The organism is Pseudomonas sp. CFBP 8758, from assembly GCF_014841725.1.
Taxonomy (GTDB): Bacteria; Pseudomonadota; Gammaproteobacteria; order Pseudomonadales; family Pseudomonadaceae; genus Aquipseudomonas; species Aquipseudomonas baltica.
Window position 1 is genome coordinate 210,962 of sequence record NZ_JACYUK010000008.1, and the last position, 19,224, is coordinate 230,185.

At 64.9% G+C, this 19,224-nt stretch carries 18 protein-coding genes and 1 pseudogene; 15 read left to right on the top strand and 4 right to left on the bottom strand.

The window, feature by feature from the left end; translation table 11 throughout:
• Positions 1–102 precede the first annotated feature (102 nt).
• Positions 103–999 (bottom strand): LysR substrate-binding domain-containing protein, encoded by an 897-nt coding sequence (locus IFT75_RS18590; RefSeq protein WP_122478207.1) that lies wholly within the window; start codon positions 997–999, stop codon positions 103–105.
• Positions 1,000–1,226: 227 nt separating this feature from the next.
• On the opposite strand from IFT75_RS18590, the gene IFT75_RS18595 reads away from it, so the two are divergent.
• From IFT75_RS18595 to IFT75_RS18660, 14 genes are all read left to right on the top strand, one after another.
• On the top strand, positions 1,227–2,279 hold the full coding sequence (locus IFT75_RS18595; RefSeq protein WP_192056142.1) for an extracellular solute-binding protein: 1,053 nt from the start codon (positions 1,227–1,229) through the stop codon (positions 2,277–2,279).
• Positions 2,280–2,348: 69 nt separating this feature from the next.
• On the top strand, positions 2,349–3,422 hold the full coding sequence (locus IFT75_RS18600) for an ABC transporter ATP-binding protein (protein ID WP_122478211.1): 1,074 nt from the start codon (positions 2,349–2,351) through the stop codon (positions 3,420–3,422).
• Positions 3,409–4,281: an ABC transporter permease gene (locus IFT75_RS18605; RefSeq protein ID WP_192056144.1), complete on the top strand. Its 873-nt coding sequence runs from the start codon at positions 3,409–3,411 to the stop codon at positions 4,279–4,281. Before IFT75_RS18600 ends, IFT75_RS18605 begins: the two co-directional genes overlap by 14 nt.
• Before the next feature lie 6 nt (positions 4,282–4,287).
• Positions 4,288–5,085 (top strand): ABC transporter permease, encoded by a 798-nt coding sequence (locus tag IFT75_RS18610; protein ID WP_192056146.1) that lies wholly within the window; start codon positions 4,288–4,290, stop codon positions 5,083–5,085.
• Entirely contained in the window at positions 5,082–6,221 is a 1,140-nt protein-coding gene (locus IFT75_RS18615; protein WP_192056148.1) for an NAD(P)/FAD-dependent oxidoreductase, read from the top strand. Before IFT75_RS18610 ends, IFT75_RS18615 begins: the two co-directional genes overlap by 4 nt.
• Positions 6,211–6,579 carry a (2Fe-2S)-binding protein gene (locus tag IFT75_RS18620; RefSeq protein ID WP_122478217.1) on the top strand — a complete coding sequence of 123 codons (369 nt, stop codon included), beginning with the start codon at positions 6,211–6,213 and terminating at the stop codon, positions 6,577–6,579. The genes IFT75_RS18615 and IFT75_RS18620 overlap by 11 nt, the downstream gene beginning before the upstream one ends.
• The gene (locus IFT75_RS18625; RefSeq protein WP_192056150.1) at positions 6,576–7,952 is read left to right on the top strand and encodes an FAD/NAD(P)-dependent oxidoreductase; all 1,377 of its coding nucleotides are present in this window, start codon (positions 6,576–6,578) and stop codon (positions 7,950–7,952) included. The genes IFT75_RS18620 and IFT75_RS18625 overlap by 4 nt, the downstream gene beginning before the upstream one ends.
• Positions 7,945–9,114: an NAD(P)/FAD-dependent oxidoreductase gene (locus tag IFT75_RS18630; RefSeq protein WP_342214389.1), complete on the top strand. Its 1,170-nt coding sequence runs from the start codon at positions 7,945–7,947 to the stop codon at positions 9,112–9,114. Before IFT75_RS18625 ends, IFT75_RS18630 begins: the two co-directional genes overlap by 8 nt.
• Positions 9,115–9,125: 11 nt before the next feature.
• Positions 9,126–9,479 carry a RidA family protein gene (locus IFT75_RS18635; RefSeq protein WP_049859546.1) on the top strand — a complete coding sequence of 118 codons (354 nt, stop codon included), beginning with the start codon at positions 9,126–9,128 and terminating at the stop codon, positions 9,477–9,479.
• A 285-nt stretch (positions 9,480–9,764) separates the two neighbouring features.
• On the top strand, positions 9,765–10,727 hold the full coding sequence (locus IFT75_RS18640; RefSeq protein WP_192056173.1) for a LacI family DNA-binding transcriptional regulator: 963 nt from the start codon (positions 9,765–9,767) through the stop codon (positions 10,725–10,727).
• A gap of 65 nt (positions 10,728–10,792) precedes the next feature.
• Positions 10,793–11,575 carry a sugar phosphate isomerase/epimerase family protein gene (locus IFT75_RS18645; protein ID WP_192056154.1) on the top strand — a complete coding sequence of 261 codons (783 nt, stop codon included), beginning with the start codon at positions 10,793–10,795 and terminating at the stop codon, positions 11,573–11,575.
• Positions 11,568–12,509 carry a sugar kinase gene (locus IFT75_RS18650; RefSeq protein WP_192056155.1) on the top strand — a complete coding sequence of 314 codons (942 nt, stop codon included), beginning with the start codon at positions 11,568–11,570 and terminating at the stop codon, positions 12,507–12,509. The genes IFT75_RS18645 and IFT75_RS18650 overlap by 8 nt, the downstream gene beginning before the upstream one ends.
• Positions 12,510–12,608: 99 nt before the next feature.
• Complete coding sequence (locus IFT75_RS18655) at positions 12,609–13,913, top strand: MFS transporter (RefSeq protein ID WP_192056157.1); 1,305 nt, start codon at positions 12,609–12,611, stop codon at positions 13,911–13,913.
• Positions 13,914–14,039: 126 nt separating this feature from the next.
• On the top strand, positions 14,040–14,315 hold the full coding sequence (locus IFT75_RS18660; protein WP_122478290.1) for a DUF1652 domain-containing protein: 276 nt from the start codon (positions 14,040–14,042) through the stop codon (positions 14,313–14,315).
• A 16-nt stretch (positions 14,316–14,331) separates the two neighbouring features.
• On the opposite strand, the gene IFT75_RS18665 is transcribed toward IFT75_RS18660, so the two are convergent.
• The 3 genes from IFT75_RS18665 to IFT75_RS18675 form a co-directional block, all read right to left on the bottom strand.
• Positions 14,332–15,384, bottom strand: coding sequence for a hypothetical protein (locus IFT75_RS18665; RefSeq protein ID WP_192056159.1), 1,053 nt, complete (start codon positions 15,382–15,384; stop codon positions 14,332–14,334).
• Positions 15,377–16,447, bottom strand: coding sequence for a glycosyltransferase family 4 protein (locus IFT75_RS18670; protein ID WP_244646828.1), 1,071 nt, complete (start codon positions 16,445–16,447; stop codon positions 15,377–15,379). Before IFT75_RS18670 ends, IFT75_RS18665 begins: the two co-directional genes overlap by 8 nt.
• Before the next feature lie 441 nt (positions 16,448–16,888).
• Positions 16,889–17,941, bottom strand: a complete 1,053-nt coding sequence (locus tag IFT75_RS18675) for an NAD(P)-dependent alcohol dehydrogenase (protein ID WP_185793405.1) — start codon at positions 17,939–17,941, stop codon at positions 16,889–16,891.
• A 170-nt stretch (positions 17,942–18,111) separates the two neighbouring features.
• Here IFT75_RS18675 and IFT75_RS18680 point away from each other — a divergent pair.
• Positions 18,112–18,996: pseudogene (locus tag IFT75_RS18680) on the top strand (AraC family transcriptional regulator).
• The last annotated feature ends 228 nt before the right edge of the window (positions 18,997–19,224 follow it).

Here is a 19,224-nt window from a genome sequence, read left to right on the forward strand (position 1 = left end):
TCATCGGCCGCGAAAGGCACACCGCGGAGTGCCTGACACACCGCGGCGCCCGATTCGCGGGCAGAGCCCGCTCCCACAGATAACCGCGGACCTGCAGGTGGGCTACGGGGATTTGGTCAGATGCTGGTAATGGGCTTTGAGGGTGTCGATGAAATCCTCGGCCAACAGGGTGCGGTTCTGCGCATGGGGCCAGATCACGTAAGTCGGCAAGGGAATATCCGGGCGGAAGGGTCGAACCACGATCTGGCGGTGCAGGTAATCCCTGGCCACCAGCGGATGAGCCAGGGTTATGCCCATGCCGTGCGCAACCATTTCGCAATTGATCGCGCTGTATTGCGCTTCCAGGGCCATGATTCGCTCCACACCGGCCTGTTCGAACAGCCCGTCGACCAGCGCCCGCGTGCCGTCTCCGTGGCACAGCGACACGAACGGCTGCCCCTGCAGGTCCGCGAAGGTAATGCTCTGGTGCTCAGCCAGGGGATGCGCCGCCGGCAACACGCAGACTGCGGCCATCTCGGCCAGCAACTCGACCTGATGGTTCGCCACATCGCCCGGATGCACCACGATGCCAATGTCGCAGAACTGCGATTTCACCCACTGTTCAACGGTGGGCGACGAGTTGACGTGCAGCGATACGGTCAGCTCCGGACGGGTCGACGTGAACGTCTTGAGCACCTCGGGAATCACGCTCATGCCCGTCGACGGCACGGCCGCAACACGCAGGCGCCCGGTGCCTAGGTTGCGAATGTTCTTCGCCGAATGCTTGAGGCTGTCGAGCCCGACGAATGCGCGCTCCACCTCTTGAAAGAACGCGCGACCCTCCTGCGTCGGGATCAGCCGAACCCCGGCGCGCTTGAACAAGGTCAGCCCGGTGCTCAGCTCGAGTTGGGCGATCAGCCGACTGACATTGGGTTGCGAGGTGTACAGGACGTCGGCCGCCGCGGTCATCGAGCCCATGCGCATCACACTGCGGAACGCTTCGATCTGCCTCAGGTTCACTGACGCCTCCATATCAAATATGCATGACTAGGCCCGATATCCGTATTTGACCATATACCGTCACGCTCGCAATACTCAAGTCCAGCAGCACATACACATAGCGCACACCAAGATGCGTTACCCGGCGCCGCCCATGGCCGGGAGCATGCACAGCGCATGCGTGGCCCCGGTTCGCCGGAGCGACCGACGCATTGTTCGATCTGCCCCCTGCACTTCGGAGATAGTCTGTGAATAGCCAACAACCGTCCTTTCGCCTCACTTCCCTGCGCGTTGCCCTCGCTTTCGCCGCTCTGAGCGGCGCCTGCGCCCATGCCGCCCCAACCCTCTACGTTGCCGGTGTCGGCGGCTCTACCGAGCAGATGTACAAGAGCAAGATCATTCCCGCCTTCGAGAAGCTGCACGACGTCAAAGTGGTCTACGTAGCCGGCAACTCCACTGAAACTCTGGCCAAGCTGCAGGCGCAGAAGGGCCGCCAGCAGATCAACGTCGCCATGATGGACGACGGGCCCATGTACCAGGCACTTCAGCAGGGCCTGTGCGGCGACCTCAGCGATGCGCCGGTGTACAAGGACCTTTACCCGCTGGCTCGCCTCAGCCCACAGGCCACTGGTATCGGCATGGTCGCTACCGGAATCGGCTACAACGAAGAAGCCTTCAAGAAGCGTGGCTGGGACGCCCCCGACTCCTGGGAAGACCTGGCCGACCCACGCTACAAGCAACTGCTCGGCATGCCCCCGGTGACCAACACCTACGGCCTGCACACACTGGTGGAGATGGCTCGCCTGCGCGGCGGCAGCGAAAAGAACATCGACCCCGGCTTCAAGGCGCTCAAGGATGAGATCGGTCCGAACGTGCTGGCCTGGGTGTCGGCGCCCGGTGAAATGGACGGCATGATGCAGAACGGCGATGTGGTCATGGCGGTCTACGGCAGCGGTCGCGCCGTGGCCTTGCAGGGCACCGGTTTCCCGCTCAAGTTCATCTACCCGAAGGAAGGTGGTGTGGCCTTGCAACTGGCCGCCTGCGGGGTGACACCCAATGCCCAGCCGGAACTGGCGCAGACGTTCATCCAGTACGTGCTGTCGCCCGAAGTGCAAACCATCCAGGCCCACGAAAACGGTTTTGCGCCGGTCAACAAGACCGTCGAGCTGAGCCCCGAGATCGCCGCGCGCATGCCCTATGGCCCGGACAAAGTCAGTGCCCTGATCAAAGTCGACTGGGAGACCATCAACCAGCAGCGCAGTGAGTGGACCACACGCTGGAACCGTACCGTCGAGCGCTGATCCGCGCGCCCGTCCGAACTTTCCCGACCTTTTCCTGGAGCCGCAGGCGCATGCCTGCGTGGCAAAGCCATGGCATTTTTGACACTGGAAGGCCTCGTCAAGAACTACGGTACGTTCAAGGCCATCGACGGTCTGAGCCTGGAGGTACAGCACGGCGAGTTCGTCGCCCTGCTCGGCCCTTCCGGGTGCGGCAAGACCACCACCTTGCAGTCGATCGCCGGGTTCGTGCAACCCACCGAAGGCCGGATCGTGCTCGACGGTCGCGACATCACTCACGTACGCCCGGAAGATCGCGGCCTTGGCATCGTTTTTCAGAGCTACGCGCTGTTCCCGCACATGACGGTGGCGCAGAACATCAGCTTCGGCCTGGAGATGCGCGGCGTGGCCAAGGCCGAACGTGCCAAGCGCGTGGTCGAGGCGCTGGACCTGGTCCGTCTTGGCGGGCTTGGCGAGCGTTATCCCAAGGCGCTTTCCGGCGGGCAGCGCCAGCGGGTGGCGATTGCCCGCGCCCTGGCCATCCGCCCCAACCTGTTGCTGCTCGACGAACCCATGTCGAACCTGGATGCCAAGCTGCGCGAGGAAATGCACATCGAGCTGCGCGCCATCCAGCGCGAACTGGGTATCACGACCATCCTGGTCACCCACGATCAGGTCGAAGCGATGACCATGAGCGACCGCATCGCAGTCATGCAGCGCGGGCGCATCGTGCAGATCGATACACCATTCGAAGCCTACGAACGACCCCATTCGCCCTTCGCCTCGGCGTTTCTGGGCAAGACCAACGCCTTCGCCGGAGCCGTGCAGCTGCGCAACGAGCGCTGCTGCCACGTGCAGGTGCGCGACACCTTGCTGCATGTGCCCCACGAGGACCGCTCCCTGGGTCAGGACGTCAACGTGTACATCCGCCCCGAGAAAATCCGCCTGACCGAACCTGGCCTGGGCCGCATCAACGGTCGGATCGCCCTGCGGGTGTTCCTCGGCAACCTGTGGTTGCTTGCCGTGGACAGCCACTTTGGCCTGGTCCACCTGACCCAGCCGAATCTGGGGCATGTACCGCCCGCCGAGGGCAACGAAGTCGGCCTGGACTGGTCGGACGACGACCTGCGCCTGCTCGACCGGGAGGCTGCCCATGGCCAGGTATGACGCCGAACACGTAGGCGCGGCGCCCTGGCTGCTCAGCGGCCCTGCCTTGCTGGTATTCATCGCCCTGCTGCTGGCACCGTTGCTGCTGACCGCGCTGTTGTCGCTCAACCTGTTCAGCGACACCGAAGGCGTGCTGCCGGTGTACAGCCTGGGCAACTACATCGAGGTGTTCAAGGACGACTATTTCCACGAGATTTTCCTGCGAACCGGCTCGATGGCCCTGGCAGTGACGGTGCTGTGCGTACTGCTCGGCATCCCGGAAACCATCATCATTGCGCGCATGGCGCCACGCTGGCGCTCGACCTTCCTGCTGGTGGTGCTTGGCCCGCTGTTGATTTCAGTAGTGGTGCGAACCCTCGGCTGGGCGATTCTGTTGGGCAACAACGGCTTGATCAACGATGCCCTCCAAGCCCTGGGCATCACCGACGAACCGGTGAAAATCCTGTTCACCCAAGTGGGCGTGATCATTGCCCTGACCCATGTGCTGGTGCCCTTCATGGTGATCGCGGTGTGGGCCACCCTGCAGCGACTGGACCTGCAGGTGGAGTGGGCCGGCCTGTCCCTGGGCGCGTCGCGGCTGACGGTGTTCCGGCGCATCATCGTGCCGCAGATCATGCCGGGCATTCTTTCCGGCTCGATCATCGTCTTCGCCCTCGCCGCCTCGGCCTTCGCCACCCCGGCAATCATCGGCGGACGCCGGCTTAAGGTGGTCGCCACTGCGGCCTACGACGAATTCCTCGGCACCCTCAACTGGCCCCTGGGCGCGGCGATCGCCATGCTCCTGCTGGTGGCCAATCTGATCATCATTCTGGGTTGCAGCAAGCTGGCCGAGCGCCGCTTCAAGCAAGTCTTCGAGTAGGCCGCCATGCACAAGAACGGTTTTTTCTCGCTGCTGTTCCATACCCTGTTCATCGGCTTCATCGTCGCGCCGCTGCTGGTGGTGATGGCGATGGCGTTCACCGACAAGGGGTATCTGTCACTGCCCACCAATGGCTTGTCGCTGCGCTGGTTCAGGGCCCTGCTGGACAATCAGGAAATGCTCGACGCGTTCATGCTGTCGATCAAGCTGGGCCTGGCGTCGGCCACCATCGCCACGCTGCTGGCCATCCCGGCGGCCTTGGCCATCAGCCGCTACGACTTCCCCGGCCGCGGCACATTGACCGGCTTTCTGCTCTCGCCGCTGATGATTCCTTCCGTGGTGCTGGGGATCGCCTTCCTGCGTTTCTTCTCCATCGCGCAGATTGGCGGCTCGTTCTGGGCGCTGTGCCTGACTCACGTGATCGTTGTGCTGCCCTATGCATTGCGCCTGACCCTGGCCTCCGCCATCGGCCTGGAGAAAGACATCGAGCAGGCCGCGCTGTCGCTGGGCGCCAAACGCTGGACGGCGTTCCACCGGGTCATCCTGCCGCGCATCCGCACTGGCGTGGTCGGCGGCTGGATGCTGGCTTTCATCCAGAGTTTCGATGAGCTGACCATGACCGTGTTCGTGGCCACGCCCGGCACCACGACCTTGCCGGTGGCCATGTACAACCAGATTTCCCAGACCATCGACCCGTTGATCACGGCGGTTTCGACGGTGCTGATCGTTGGCACGTTGATCTTGATGCTGGTGCTGGATCGCCTGGTAGGCCTGGACCGCGTGCTCATAGGAGAAGGCAAATGAAGCGCTCGACGGCAGCGATCAAGGCCGACGTGATCGTCGTCGGTGGCGGGCTGGTAGGTACGGCGGTGGCCTACGGCCTGGCGCGCAACGGCGCCGACACCGTGGTGCTCGACCAGGGCGACGATGCGTTCCGCGCCTCGCGTGGCAATTTCGGCCTGGTCTGGGTTCAGGGCAAAGGCTACAACCTGCCCGACTATGCGCGTTGGACACGTTCTTCGGCGCAACGCTGGGCCGACCTGCGCGATACGCTGCTGGCCGACAGTGGCGTGGATGTCAGCCTCAAGCAGCCGGGTGGCTTTCACATGTGCTTCAGCGACGAGGAACTGCTAGAGCGCGAGGCGCGCCTGCGCCAATTGCAGGCGGCGGTCGGTGACTACCCCTTCGAGATGCTCGATGCCGGCGAACTCAAGGCGCGCCTGCCGCTGATCGGCAAGGCCGTGATCGGCGCCAGTTATACCCCCCAGGACGGCCATGTGAACCCGCTGAAGCTACTGCGCGCCCTGCATGCGTCCGCGCAACGCCATGGCGCGCGTTTCGCAGGCGGCCAGCACATCCAGCGCATCGAGGGCAGTGCCGGCGACTTCCGCATCTGGGCCGGGGAGCAGGCCTACTGTGCGCCGCGCGTGGTACTCGCAGCCGGCCTGGGCAACCCCGGGCTGGCCGCGCAGATCGGGCTGCATGCACCGGTCGCACCCAACCGCGGGCAGGTACTGGTCAGCGAGCGGGTCCAGCCGTTTCTCGACTATCCCACCATCAATGTCCGCCAGACCGACGAAGGCACGGTGCAACTGGGCGATTCGATGGAAGAAGTCGGCTTCGACGACAGTACCTCCACCGGTGTGCTCTCGGCGATCGCCCAGCGTGGCGTAGCGACCTTTCCGCTGCTGCGCGATGTGCGCCTGATCCGTGCCTGGGGTGCCTTGCGGGTAATGAGCCCGGACGGTTTCCCGATCTACCAGCAGTCGTCGACCCACCCCGGGGCCTTCGTCATCACCTGCCACAGCGGTGTAACCCTGGCCGCCGCCCACGCCCTGCGCATCGCGCCCTGGGTGATGGGGGCGGCGCAGCCCGACGAATTGGCCGTGTTCAACGGCGAACGTTTTCTCAGCGACAAGGTGCTTGCCCATGCCCATTGAAGCCCCCAGCCGCGCCCCGCTGTTCCAGTCGGTGGCCGGCGAAACCCGCAGCAGCCGCAGTGTGACCTTCAGCTTCAACGGCGAGGCGTTGAGCGTACCGCCAGGCATCAGCGTGGCGGCGGCGTTGTTGATGTCCGGAATCGAGCGCTTCCGGGCCACGCCGGTGAGCGAATCGCCGCGCGCGCCCTACTGCATGATGGGCGTGTGTTTCGAATGCCTGGTCAGCATTGATGGCGTGCCCAATCGGCAGAGTTGCCTGATCGATGTGGTCGACGGCATGCAGGTGCGCTCCCAGGAAGGCGCTCGCGACTTGCAGTTCGAGGTTCCCTCGGTCAGCGTCCTGGAGGTGCAGCCATGAACCCCGAATCCGTCGACGTCGTCGTCGTGGGCGCCGGCCCGGCAGGCATGGCCGGTGCCACCGAGCTGGCCGGGCTGGGCCTCGCCGTGGTCTTGCTGGACGAGCAAGGCAGCCCTGGCGGGCAGATCTATCGCGGTATCACCCTGGCGCCGCTGAGCCGGCGCGACCTGCTGGGACCGGACTATGCCCACGGCAACGTGCTCGCCAGAGCCCTGGAGGACACTCCGGTGCGGCACATCAAGGAAGCTGCAGTGTGGCAGGTGGGTCGTGATCATCAGGTCAGCTATCTGCAGGGTGGGCGCATGCACACTTTGCAGGCCCGCGCGGTCCTGCTGGCCACCGGCGCCATGGAGCGGCCCTTCCCCATCCGTGGCTGGACCCTTCCGGGAGTGATGACTGCGGGCGCGGCGCAGATCCTGCTCAAGAGCGCTGGCGCAGTACCCACCGAGCCGGTGGTGCTGGCCGGTTGCGGACCTTTGCTGTACCTGCTGGGCTGGCAGTATTTGCGTGCCGGAGTGCCGATCAAGGCCTTGGTCGATACCACGCACCGCGACGACTACTGGCGCGCGCGGCGTCATCTGGTCTCGGCCCTGCGTGCCTGGCCTTACCTGCGCAAGGGCCTGGAGCTGATGCGCAGTCTGCGCCAGGCGCGCATCGCCCATTTCACCGGCGCCTCGCAGCTGGCGATCGAGGGTACCGATTCGGCCCAGGCGCTGAGCTTCACCGCCAACGGCAAGGCGCAGCGCATCGCCAGTCGCTGCGTGCTGCTGCACCAGGGGGTGGTACCCAATATTCAATTCAGCCAGTCGCTGCGTGCGACCCACGCCTGGGATCCGCAGCAGCTGTGCTTCAGCCCGCTCAGGGACAGCTGGGGCGAACTGGACGTGCCAGGGGTGTTTGTCGCCGGTGACGGAGGCGGTATCGGCGGTGCACAGGCGGCGGCACTGCAGGGCCGGCTGGCCGGCCTGGGCATCGCCGCTCGGCTGGGCGCGCTGGGCGCTCCGCAGCGCGATCGGCGTGGCGTCGAGCTGCGCCGGGCGTTGACCGACAATTTGCGCATCAGACCGTTTCTCGACGCGCTGTACCGGCCCCGCGACGAGCATCGGATCCCGGCTGACGACGTCATTGTCTGCCGCTGCGAGGAAGTCACCGCCGGCCAGTTGCGCCAGTTCGTCGCCATGGGCTGCGCCGGTCCGAACCAGGCGAAGTCGTTCGGCCGGTGCGGCATGGGGCCCTGCCAGGGACGCCTGTGCGGCCTGACCGTCACCGAAGTGATCGCCGATGCGCGCCAGGTGCCCGCAGGTGACGTCGGTTACTACCGGATTCGTCCGCCGATCAAGCCCATCACACTCGGGGAGCTGGCCGGTGACTGAGCGCCAGCGCTCGGGCGCTGATGTATTGGTGATCGGCGGCGGCATCCACGGCCTCAGCACCGCCCTGCACCTGGCTAGCGCCGGCGTCCGGGTGACCGTGCTGGAGGCGGAGTATTGCGGTCGCCATGCTTCCGGGGTGAACGCCGGTGGCGTGCGCACCCTGGGCCGCCATGTGGCGGAAATCCCCTTGGCCCTCGCTTCGCGAACGCTTTGGCATGGCCTGCAGGACGTGCTCGGCGAGGACGGTGGCTTCGTCGCCAGCGGCCAGCTGAAACTGGCCGAGAACGACGTTGAACTGCAGGAATGCCAGCGCCGTGTGGAGCAGTTGCATGCCTTGGGCTTCACCCATGAAGTTTTGATCGATCGGCAGCAGGTGCTCGAATTGGTACCTACGGTGGCACCCCATGTGGTGGGTGGTATCTGGGTCGGCGGCGACGGCTATGCCGTGCCGTACCACACCGTTACCGCGTTTCGCCTGGCTGCGCAGCGGCTGGGAGTACGGGTCCTGGAGCAGACGCCGGCACTGCGCATCGAGCGCAGCGCCATTCATTGGCGGGTCGAGACGCGGTCGGGCGTGCATCAAGCGGAGCACCTGGTGGTCACCGCAGGGGCCTGGGCGGCGCAACTGGCGGCACAGGTCGGCGAGCCGGTGCCGGTGCATCCGCAGGGCTTGATGCTGATGGTCACTCACCGGGTCGCCCCATTCTGTGCGCCGGTACTGGGCGCTACGGGGCGGGCGCTGTCATTCAAACAGTTCGCCAACGGTACCGTAGTGATCGGCGGCAAGCTGGTAGGCTCGGTGGAGTTCGCCGCGCGCCATGGCGAGGTTCAAATGGACCGGTTGAGCACCAGCGCGCGTACGGTAACCGACCTGTTTCCCCATTTGCGCAACCTGGGTGTGAATCGGGTCTGGGCCGGTGTCGAGGCGTTTACCGCCGATGACATTCCAGTGATCGGCGCCAGCTGCAAGGCCGACAAGCTGAGCTATTCCTTCGGTTTCTGCGGCAGTGGTTTCCAGATGGGTCCCGGGACCGGTCAGCGCCTGGCCCAGCAGATCCTTGGCGAGCCCTCGCCGATCAGTCTCGACCCGTTTTCCATAGGGCGTTTCGCGCAATCGGCGACGACGCTCGAACAACCTGCAACATCCCTTATCCACTCGTGAGGAAATACACCATGCTGGACATCAAGCGCATCGAAACCAACCAACGCATGAGCCGTGTCGTGCAGTGCAACGGCTTCACGTTCCTCGGCGGGCAGACCGCCACCGACCGTAGCCTGGACATCAAGGGCCAGACTGCCCAGGTGCTGGCCAAGATCGACAGCTTCCTGGAGCAGGCTGGCCTGGACAAGACCCGTATCGTCACCGCGCAAGTGTGGCTGTCGGACATCCAGGCCAATTTCGCCGGAATGAACGAAGTGTGGGACGCCTGGGCACCCGAAGGCCACGCCCCGGCGCGCGCTACCGTGGAATCCCGCCTGGCCGCGCCCGATCTGCTGGTGGAAATCACCGTCGTCGCCGCTGGCTGACCCGCGTCGCCTGATTCGCGGGCAGAGCCCGCTCCCACAGGAGTAGCCCGATCCCCTGTGGGAGCGGGCTCTGCCCGCGAAGGTCGCGCCGCGGTTCCAGACTAGAAAATGCACCCCCCTCATGCCCAGATCGTCTGCGCGAATATCCACCTTCGCCAGTTGACGGCCACTTCGATTTGGTGTTTCCTGAAACCGGTTTCAATCCACTGATCGCCTGCCCATAACATCCATAAAAGGACTCAGGCCGTGACCCGTCTTTCCGTTCCTGTGCGCCCTCGCGTGACCATGCTCGACGTAGCCGAGCGCGCAGGTGTATCCAAGGCCAGTGTCTCGCGCTTCATCGGTGAGGATCGCGGTCTGCTGTCCGACGTCATCGCCACACGCATCGCCCGCGCCATCGACGACCTCGACTATCGCCCCAATCAAATGGCCCGCGGCCTCAAGCGCGGCCGTACGCGCCTGATCGGCATGCTCATGGCCGATATCCGCAACCCCTATTCGGTGGCCGTCATGCATGGCGTGGAAACCGCCTGCCGCCGCCATGGCTACAGCCTGGTGGTCTGCAACACCGACCGCGACCCGGAACAGGAACGCCAGCAGTTGCAGGCCATGCGTGCCTACAACGTCGAAGGCGTGATCGTGAACACCCTCGGCCACCACCTGGATGAGCTGCGCGAACTGCAACGGGAACTGCCCCTGGTGCTGGTCGACCGCAAGGTGGCCGACCTGCCCAGCGACCTTGTCGGGCTGGACAACCGGATGGCCGTCGACATGGCCGTCGACCACCTCCACGAGCGCGGCTATCGCCAGCTTGCGCTGGTCAGTGAGGCGGTTGATGGCACCAGTTCTCGTACCGAACGCATCGAGGCCTTCGCGCAACGCACCGGCGGCACGGTGTTCTACACAGGTGCCGGCCTCGGCGAGCAACTACGCACGTTCCTTGCCAGCACCGACGTCGGGCCCAAGGCCTTGTTCTGCGCCAATGGCGTGGCGGCACTGGCCTGCACGCTGGCCCTGCGGGAGTTGGGCAACCAGGCATGCGAAAACGTGGGGCTGATCGCGCTCGACGACCTCGACTGGTACCCCCTGGTAGGCAACGGTATTACCGCCCTTGCCCAACCCACCCATGCCATCGGCGTGCAAGCCTTGGAATGCCTGTTGCGGCGGCTGCAGGGTGCGCAAGGTCCAGCCCAGACGTTCCACTTCACCCCTGACCTGATCGTTCGAGGTTCCACCCCGCTCCGCTGAAAAAGCGCTGCGGCGTGCGCTGTACCCATGCTTAAAACTGAAACCGGTTTCAGAGGACAATAACAATGCATCCCTATCCCGTCTCCATCAGCCTTTCCAGCTTCGGCGCGGACCATGTTCGTACACAGGGTCAGGCCAGCCTGGCACCGCTGGTTGCCCAGACCGGCGCCAGCCATATCGAACTCCGCGAGGAGCTGTTCGATGACTTCGATGCGCCCTCCCTGCGCAGTGCGATCGCCGCGCAAGAACTTACCTGCGTCTATTCCTCGCCGCTCGAACTGTGGCAGCCCGGCCAGGCCGCGCCCAATCCGCAGCTGCAACTGGCGCTCGCTCGCGCGTCTGCGTGCAGCGCGATCTGGCTCAAGGTCTCGCTGGGTTTTCACTCCACTGCCAGCGACTTGCACCTGCTGCATGACCAGTTGCGCGATCAACCCGTGCGCCTGCTGATCGAGAACGACCAGACTGCCCACGGTGGGCGGATCGAGCCGCTGGTCGACTTCTTCACTGCGATAGCCAGGCAAGGCGTGCCGGTGGGCATGACCTTCGACATCGGCAACTGGCAATGGCAGCAACAGTCGGTTTCGAGCGCTGCGCAGCAGTTGGGCCGTTTCGTCGAATACATTCACTGCAAGGCCGTACAACGCACCACGACCGGCAAGCTGGTCGCCACGCCGCCCGAGCTGACCGACCTGCATCAGTGGGCGCGCCTGCTCGGCCACATGGCCCCAGGCCTGGTGCGGGCCATCGAGTACCCGTTGCAGGGCAGCGACCTGCTGGCTGTCGCCAAGGCACAGGTGGCCACCCTCACCCGCCTCGGCCAGGCCGCGCAGGAGGTGGCCCATGGCTGAGTTCGATGTGCTGAGCTTCGGCGAAACCATGGCCATGTTCGTCGCCGAGCAGACCGGCGAACTGGCCGAAGTCGAGCGCTTCCGCAAACGCATTGCCGGTGCCGACAACAATGTCGCCATCGGCCTGTCGCGGCTGGGCTTCAACGTCGCCTGGCTGAGCCGAGTGGGCAACGACTCGCTCGGTCGCTTCATCGTCGCCGCGTTGCAACGCGAAGGGCTGGATTGCAGCCATGTCGGCGTGGATTCACAGCACCCCACCGGGTTCCAGTTCAAGTCGCTGCAGGACGATGGCCGCGACCCCACGGTCGAATACTTTCGCCGCGGATCGGCGGCCAGCCATATGGGCACTGGCGATGTGCCTGAACGCCTGCTCGATGCCCGTCACCTGCACGCCACCGGCATCGCCCCGGCGCTGTCGCCGAGCATGAATGCGTTGACCCGTGGCTTGATGGCCGCCATGCGTTCGGCAGGCCGGAGCGTCTCGTTCGACCCCAACCTGCGCCCGTCGCTGTGGCCCAGCCAGGCGCACATGATCGAGCAGATCAACAGCTTCGCTGCGCTGGCCGACTGGGTGTTGCCGGGCCTGGCCGAAGGGCAGTTGCTGACTGGACACCAACGCTGCGAAGACATTGCCCGTTTCTATCTTGACCTGGGTGTGCAAGCGGTGGTGATCAAGCTGGGCGCGGACGGCGCGTTCTATTGCAGCGCCGAGCAACAAGGCTACGTAGCCAGCCGCCCCGTGGCCAAGGTGGTGGATACGGTCGGCGCGGGTGACGGCTTCGCCGTGGGCGTCATCAGTGCCCTGCTCGAAGGCCGCGACCTGGCCCAGGCCGCCGCCCGCGGCAACTGGATCGGCAGCCTGGCGGTACAGAGCCCGGGCGACATGGAAGGCCTGCCGATGCGCGCCGCGCTGATCGAGGACGAAAGCCACTGACGCACGCAAAAAAGACACCCGCAAAACGTTGCGCCCTGGACCCATGAATCAAAACGCCCTACCTGTTGCGACAATTACAAAATGCTCAGGAGTCAGACCATGCACAGCCACACCGTGAAACTCGCCAGCCGTCGCTGGTGGTTCATCATGCCGATCGTCTTCATCACCTACAGCCTGGCCTACCTGGACCGGGCCAACTACGGTTTTGCCGCAGCCTCGGGCATGGCCGCCGACCTGAACATAACGCCGGGGCTGTCCTCGCTGCTCGGCGCCCTGTTCTTCCTGGGTTACTTCTTCTTCCAGGTCCCCGGCGCGATCTATGCGCAGAAGCACAGCGTCAAGCAGTTGATCTTCGTCAGCCTGATCCTCTGGGGCAGCCTGGCGACCTTGACCGGTGTCGTCTCCAGCGCCTACTGGCTGATCGTGATCCGCTTCATGCTCGGCGTCGTCGAAGCCGTGGTCATGCCCGCGATGCTGGTGTACCTGTGCCATTGGTTCACCCGCGCGGAACGCTCGCGGGCCAACACTTTCCTGATACTGGGCAACCCGGTGACGATGCTGTGGATGTCGGTGGTGTCCGGCTACCTGATCCAGCATTACAGCTGGCGCTGGATGTTCATCATCGAAGGGTTGCCCGCCGTCATCTGGGCATTCATCTGGTGGCGCCTGGCCGATGATCGACCCGCCCAGGCGAAGTGGCTCAGCCAGCAGGAAAAAGACGATCTGCAACAGGCACTGGCCGCCGAACAGGTGGGCATGAAGCCGGTGAAGAACTACGCCGAAGCCTTCCGTTCGGGCAAGGTCATCACTCTGTCGTTGCAGTTCTTCCTGTGGAGCGTGGGCGTGTACGGCTTCGTGCTGTGGCTGCCGTCGATTCTCAAGCAGGGCGCGCAGATGGACATGATCGAGGCTGGCTGGCTGTCTTCCCTGCCCTACCTGGCGGCGGTGATCGGCATGCTGGTGGTGAGCTGGTTTTCCGACCGTATGCAACGGCGCAAGCGCTTCGTCTGGCCACCGCTGCTGCTGGCGGCACTGGCGTTCTACGGTTCGTACGCGCTGGGCAGCGAGCACTTCTGGTGGTCCTATGCACTGCTGGTGATCGCCGGAGCGTGCATGTACGCGCCCTATGGTCCGTTCTTTGCCATCGTGCCGGAGATCCTTCCCGCCAACGTGGCCGGAGGTGCCATGGCGCTGATCAACAGCATGGGCGCCCTGGGCTCATTTGCCGGGTCCTACCTGGTTGGCTATCTCAACGCCAGCACCGGCAACCCGGGCGCTTCCTACCTGTTGATGAGCGGGGCGCTGCTGCTCTCGGCGCTGCTGACCATCATGCTCAAGCCCGGAGGCTGCGATGCGGTGGTCGGCAAAGCGGACGCCACGGGGCTTGCGTCCTGCAAAAACTGACGCAGATCATGAAACTTCATGAAATCGCCCGGTATTCGTGGCAAAGCGCACAGCTGTCATCCAGGTGGTGCTACTTTTAATACTCCACAGGCTATCCATTCCGATGGCCTGCCCTGCCACGTGCGGCTGCAACAGGTGGGCGCGATGAACAAGATGACATTTCCGAACGCTTGCCAGGTCATGCGCTGGCACTTTCACCCCATGGGCTTCGAGGGCAATATGGATGCGCCCAGCAGCATGGTGGCCAGGCTGTTCGACCGCAGCAGCGGCGAAACCCTGCTGGCCATCGCCGGGCTGCCTTGTGCAACGGTCATGAATGCCGCGGACGTCGAGCGCATCATCGAGGCGGTGGAAGCCGAGCTCGAGGCGTTCATTCCGCCGCTGGCGCTCAAGGCAGGCTGAGCGCGCCAGCCCTCCATCAGCTCGATCCAAAATGACCGTGCAGCGTATCCACAACGATCCGAGCGGCGTCGGCTGCGGCATTGTCGTTGAGCAATGCCTGCCAGCCGCGGCGACCAGGCAAGTGCCGAGCCCTCTGCAGTAGAGCCGGCCACTGATCTGCAGCCGGCACACCGAGCACACCCAGTGCCACGCCCAACCTTTCAAGCTGCAACGCCTGCAGGCGTTGCTCATCGAACGGGCGCTGCTCGGCAATGGCGATCAAACGCCCGCCCAGATGCGCGACCTCGGCGACCACATTGTCCCCGGCACTGCCTACCACGATCTCGGCACGCAGCAGTTCCGGCAAGGGGTCGGCCAGGTGCCCCAGCAGCGTCAGGTTTCCCGGCAGCGGCAGGTCACTGGCGGGCAGCGGTCCGGCTACACGAAATTGATCTTCGGGGCAGCGTCTGGCAATGGCGATCAGTGAATCGACGGTGAAGGCCGTGCCACCCTGCCCGGTGATCACCAGCACCGCGCCATGCTCAGGCGCCACGTGAGCGCTGCTTTGCTGGCTGTAGCGGGACACCCAACCGCAGTGGTCGGTCTTGGCCAGCACCCAGTCGGGCATCTGGCTGCACTCCATCGAGGCCGGGTATGGCGCAAGCAAGCGTGAGGCCGATGCATAGGCCTGCAGATGGGCCGGGTCGGTACGTTCGCCGTGCTGGCGCATGTACACGCACGGTACGCCGAACAGGCGCGCCAGCATCGCCACTTCCACGGATACATCGACCACCAGCAGACACGGCCAGGCGCTACGCATCCAGTCGGCCAGAAGCCCCATGCGTTCGCGCAGCCCGTCCACGGCCAAGGGCGCGTAATGCAGCGCGGGAAAGCTCTCCACATGCATGCCGGGCGCAGTGTCGCCGGGCAACTGCAGGGCCTTGATCGTCGAGGAGTAGTCGGCGTCGGGCAACCGCGAGCCGATCAACGTGACGTCGCAGTCCATGTGCCGGGCGATGGCCAGGGCGCGCATGCCATGGCCGGAGCCGTGGTGATGCACGTAGTAGCCGACCTGTGCGCGCTCAGGCACCGGCGTCGGCCACTTGCCGCAACAGCGCGTCGTAGCGGTCGAGCATGACCTCGTGGCTCCATTGGCTCTCGGCGTGCAGGCGGCAGGCCAGGCGTGACTTGCGCCGGGCCAGGCGCAAAGCGTGTGCCAGGCCTTCAACGTCGCCGCCTGCGGCCAGCGCACCGGTTGCGTCGGTCAGCAGATCGCCCACCGCGCCGCGGGCGAAGGCCGCTACCGGTGTGCCGCAGGCCAGGGCTTCTGCCACGACCAGGCCGAAGGGCTCTTCCCAGCACGGGGTGACCAAGGCGGCGGACGCGCTGGCCAGCTCGATGGCCAGTTCGTCACGGCCCAAGTGGCCAAGGTACTGGCACTGGTCATTCAAGCGCGGCTGGATCTGCTCCTTGAAGTAACGCGGGTCGACCGCCTGACCGGCCAGGCGCAGCGGTACGCCGGCCAGTTTCGCGGCGTCCATGGCCAGGTGCGCGCCCTTGTCCGGCACCAGCCGCCCGAACCAGATGGCATGCTCGAGCGGTGCCGCGCGCGGCGACCACAGCTGCAGGTCGATGCCGTTGGGGATGACACGGCACTCGGGAACGACCTCTTTCCACTGCCGTGCGTTGGCCTCGGAGATGGTCGCGAAGTGCCCGGCGCGGCGCTCGCCGCTGTAGGCGTTGATCAATTCGAAGAAAGGTGGGGTGTGCAGCACCGTCAGCATCGGCGTGCGAATCATCGAGGCCATGGTCGCAGGCACATAGTGCAGGCTGTTGTTGAAGATGACGTCGAAGCGGCGGTCGTCGATGTTCTGCATCGCTTTGAGGTAGGCGTGATGCTCCTCGATGTACTCGGAGCTCAGGCAGGCCCGTCGACCGTCCTTGTAGGTGGTGTCATCCCACACCGGGACAATGTTGAGCGCCGGATCGCTGGACGAGCTGGCGAACAGCGTGACGTCATGGCCGCGTTGCATCAGCCCGGATGTCACATCGTGGGTGAACGCTTCCAGGCCGCCGGCGAACGGTTGGCGAATGGGGTGTTTGATGTGCGTCAGCACACCGATGCGCAACGGGCGGGCGGAAGATGAAGACATCGGGGATGTTCCTGGCACGGATTGCAGCTTTGAGGCTGGCGCGCAGGAATGGTTGCATAAAGTAGCAGCGCGATACCGCAGCGCCCGGTTCGCGGCATCAGGCCGCTCCTACAGGTGACCTCGTATCCGTAGGAGCGGTCAGCGGCCGCGAAAAGCACACCGCGGATTGACTGACACGCCGCAGCGCCCGGTTCGCGGCCTCAGGCCGCTCCTACAGGTGACCTCGTATCCGTAGGAGCGGTCAGCGGCCGCGAAAAGCACACCGCGGATTGACCGACACACCGCAGCGCCCGGTTCGCGGCCATGGACCGCTCCTACAGGTAACCGCGTACCCGTAGGAGCGGTCAGCGGCCGCGAAAAGCACACCGCGGATTGACTGACACACCGCAGCGCCCGGTTCGCGGCATCAGGCCGCTCCTGCACAGGTTATACCCTGCCGCATCAGGCCTTGAGGGTGGCCATGTCGATCACGAAGCGGTACTTCACGTCACCGGCGTGCATGCGCTCGAACGCCTCGTTAATGTTCTTGATGTCCAGCATCTCGATATCGCAGGTGATGTCGTGCTCGGCGCAGAAATCCAGGACTTCCTGGGTTTCCTTGATACCACCGATCAACGAACCGGCCAGAACGCGGCGCTTGAGCACCAGGTTGGCCGCATGCAGGGCAGGATCTACCGGCTGGATCAGCCCGACCAGAATGTGCACACCGTCGAAGCGCAGGGTTTCCAGGTAGGGGTTCAGGTCGTGCGGCACCGGAATGGTGTCGAGCAGGAAGTCGAAGGTCTCGGCGGCGGCCTTCATCTGCTCGGCATCGGTCGATACGATCACATGGTCCGCACCTTGGCGACGGCCCTCGGCAGCCTTGCTCGCCGAACGGGTGAACAGGGTCACTTCGGCGCCCAGCGCCTTGGCGAACTTGATGCCCATGTGGCCCAGGCCACCCATGCCCAGAATGCCGACCTTGTCACCCGGCTTGACGCCGTAATGCTTGAGCGGCGAATAGGTGGTGATCCCGGCGCACAGGATCGGCGCGGCGTTGGCCGGGTCGAGGCCGTCGGGAATGCGCACCACGAAATTCTCGCTGACCACGATACTGTCGGAATAACCGCCCATGGTGTTGCTGCCGTCCACGCGATCAGGCGTGGCGTAGGTCATGGTCGGGCCTTCCAGGCAGTACTGCTCCAGGTCCGCGTGGCAGGCATCGCAATGCTGGCACGAGTCGACCATGCAGCCCACGCCGACGCGGTCGCCCACGGCGTACTTCTGCACCTGGGAACCGACGGCAACCACGCGGCCAACGATTTCGTGGCCCGGTACCAGTGGGTACACCGCAATGCCCCAGTCGTTGCGGGCCTGGTGCAAGTCAGAGTGGCAGACGCCGCAATACTGGATTTCGATGCTGACATCGTCAGGGCGCAAGGCGCGACGTTCGAAGCTCAAGGGCGCCAGGGGCGTGGTGGGCGAAAGCGCGGCGTAGCCGAGTGCCTTGGACATGGTAAACCTCTCGAAACGAAAAATGATCAGGCTTAGATTGTGGCTTTCCCGCGCGCCTGCGGCCATGTCCGATCCTGCGCAATGAATGCCCATTCCTCCGAGCACCCCGCAAACGGGGCCCGAACGTGCGATGATCCACGACTGATTTCATGCCTGATCTGTGGTATCCCATGAGCCTGACCAAACACCTCGACGCCAACGCCCGCCTGGTACAGCTGATTCGCCCGCTGGCCATTGCCGATGACTGGATCCCGACGGCCATCGACGGCCTGCGCGTGGTTTCGTGCCGCAGCCACGTCGCGCGGACCGCGCAGATCTACGAACCGAGCCTGATGGTGATCGCCCAGGGCAGCAAACTGGCGTACCTGGGCGAGCGCACCCTGGAATACGGTGCGGGCCACTACCTGATACAGGCACTGCCAGTGCCGTTCGAGTGCGAGACCTTCGCCAGCGAGCAGTTGCCCCTGCTCGGTGTATCTATCCCGATCGATCGAACGCTGTTGGGTGAACTGGTGCTGGCCATGGAGCCCGGCCCGAGCCAGGCACAGACCACCGAGTCGATGACTGCCGTAGCGCTGGACGACGCCATGCGCGGCGCGGTGGAACGGCTGCTGCAGTGCCTGCATGATCCCCAGGAGCGCCTGGCCATGGCGCAGGCCCGGTTGCGCGAGGTGCTTTACACCGCACTGCGCGGTCCCAATGGGCATGTGCTGCGCGCGCTGGTCGAACAGCAAGGGCAATTCGCACGTATCGCCGGCGCGCTGTCCTAGCTGCACGCGCATTACGAGCAGCCGCTGCAAGTCGACGACCTGGCGCGACGGGCGAACATGAGTGCTTCGACGTTTCACGAGCATTTCAAGCGCAATACGCTGGCCTCGCCCGTGCAGTACATCAAGCGCCTGCGCCTGCTCAAGGCGCGCGCGCTGCTGGTCGCGGATGCAATGAACGTCAACCAGGTCGCGTTGCGCGTGGGTTACCAGAGCACCTCGCAGTTCAGCCGGGAATACAAACGCCTGTTCAACCACAGCCCTGGCCAGGAACGAGTAACGCGCTGAACCCCGACGCGGCTCGCGCCGCTGCTACAGAAGCACCGCGATCCCCTGTAGCAGCGGCGCAAGCCGCGTCCGGCATCACCGCGTGGCATCAGGCACACCGCTCCCACCGCCGACGCGGCTCGCGCCGCTGCTACAGAAGCACCGCGATCCCCTTTAGCAGCGGCGCAAGCCGCGTCCGGCATCACCGCGTGGCATCAGACACACCGCGCCCACCGCCGACGCGGCTCG

What these genes read in the sequence shown, in the direction of transcription:
- IFT75_RS18600 (WP_122478211.1), top strand. Translation starts at nt 2,349, where the DNA reads ATGGCATTTTTGACACTGGAAGGCCTCGTCAAGAACTACGGTACGTTC.
- IFT75_RS18605 (WP_192056144.1), top strand. Translation starts at nt 3,409, where the DNA reads ATGGCCAGGTATGACGCCGAACACGTAGGCGCGGCGCCCTGGCTGCTC.
- IFT75_RS18610 (WP_192056146.1), top strand. Translation starts at nt 4,288, where the DNA reads ATGCACAAGAACGGTTTTTTCTCGCTGCTGTTCCATACCCTGTTCATC.
- IFT75_RS18615 (WP_192056148.1), top strand. Translation starts at nt 5,082, where the DNA reads ATGAAGCGCTCGACGGCAGCGATCAAGGCCGACGTGATCGTCGTCGGT.
- IFT75_RS18620 (WP_122478217.1), top strand. Translation starts at nt 6,211, where the DNA reads ATGCCCATTGAAGCCCCCAGCCGCGCCCCGCTGTTCCAGTCGGTGGCC.
- IFT75_RS18625 (WP_192056150.1), top strand. Translation starts at nt 6,576, where the DNA reads ATGAACCCCGAATCCGTCGACGTCGTCGTCGTGGGCGCCGGCCCGGCA.
- IFT75_RS18635 (WP_049859546.1), top strand. Translation starts at nt 9,126, where the DNA reads ATGCTGGACATCAAGCGCATCGAAACCAACCAACGCATGAGCCGTGTC.
- IFT75_RS18640 (WP_192056173.1), top strand. Translation starts at nt 9,765, where the DNA reads ATGCTCGACGTAGCCGAGCGCGCAGGTGTATCCAAGGCCAGTGTCTCG.
- IFT75_RS18645 (WP_192056154.1), top strand. Translation starts at nt 10,793, where the DNA reads ATGCATCCCTATCCCGTCTCCATCAGCCTTTCCAGCTTCGGCGCGGAC.
- IFT75_RS18650 (WP_192056155.1), top strand. Translation starts at nt 11,568, where the DNA reads ATGGCTGAGTTCGATGTGCTGAGCTTCGGCGAAACCATGGCCATGTTC.
- IFT75_RS18655 (WP_192056157.1), top strand. Translation starts at nt 12,609, where the DNA reads ATGCACAGCCACACCGTGAAACTCGCCAGCCGTCGCTGGTGGTTCATC.
- IFT75_RS18670 (WP_244646828.1), bottom strand. Translation starts at nt 16,447, where the DNA reads ATGTCTTCATCTTCCGCCCGCCCGTTGCGCATCGGTGTGCTGACGCAC.
- IFT75_RS18675 (WP_185793405.1), bottom strand. Translation starts at nt 17,941, where the DNA reads ATGTCCAAGGCACTCGGCTACGCCGCGCTTTCGCCCACCACGCCCCTG.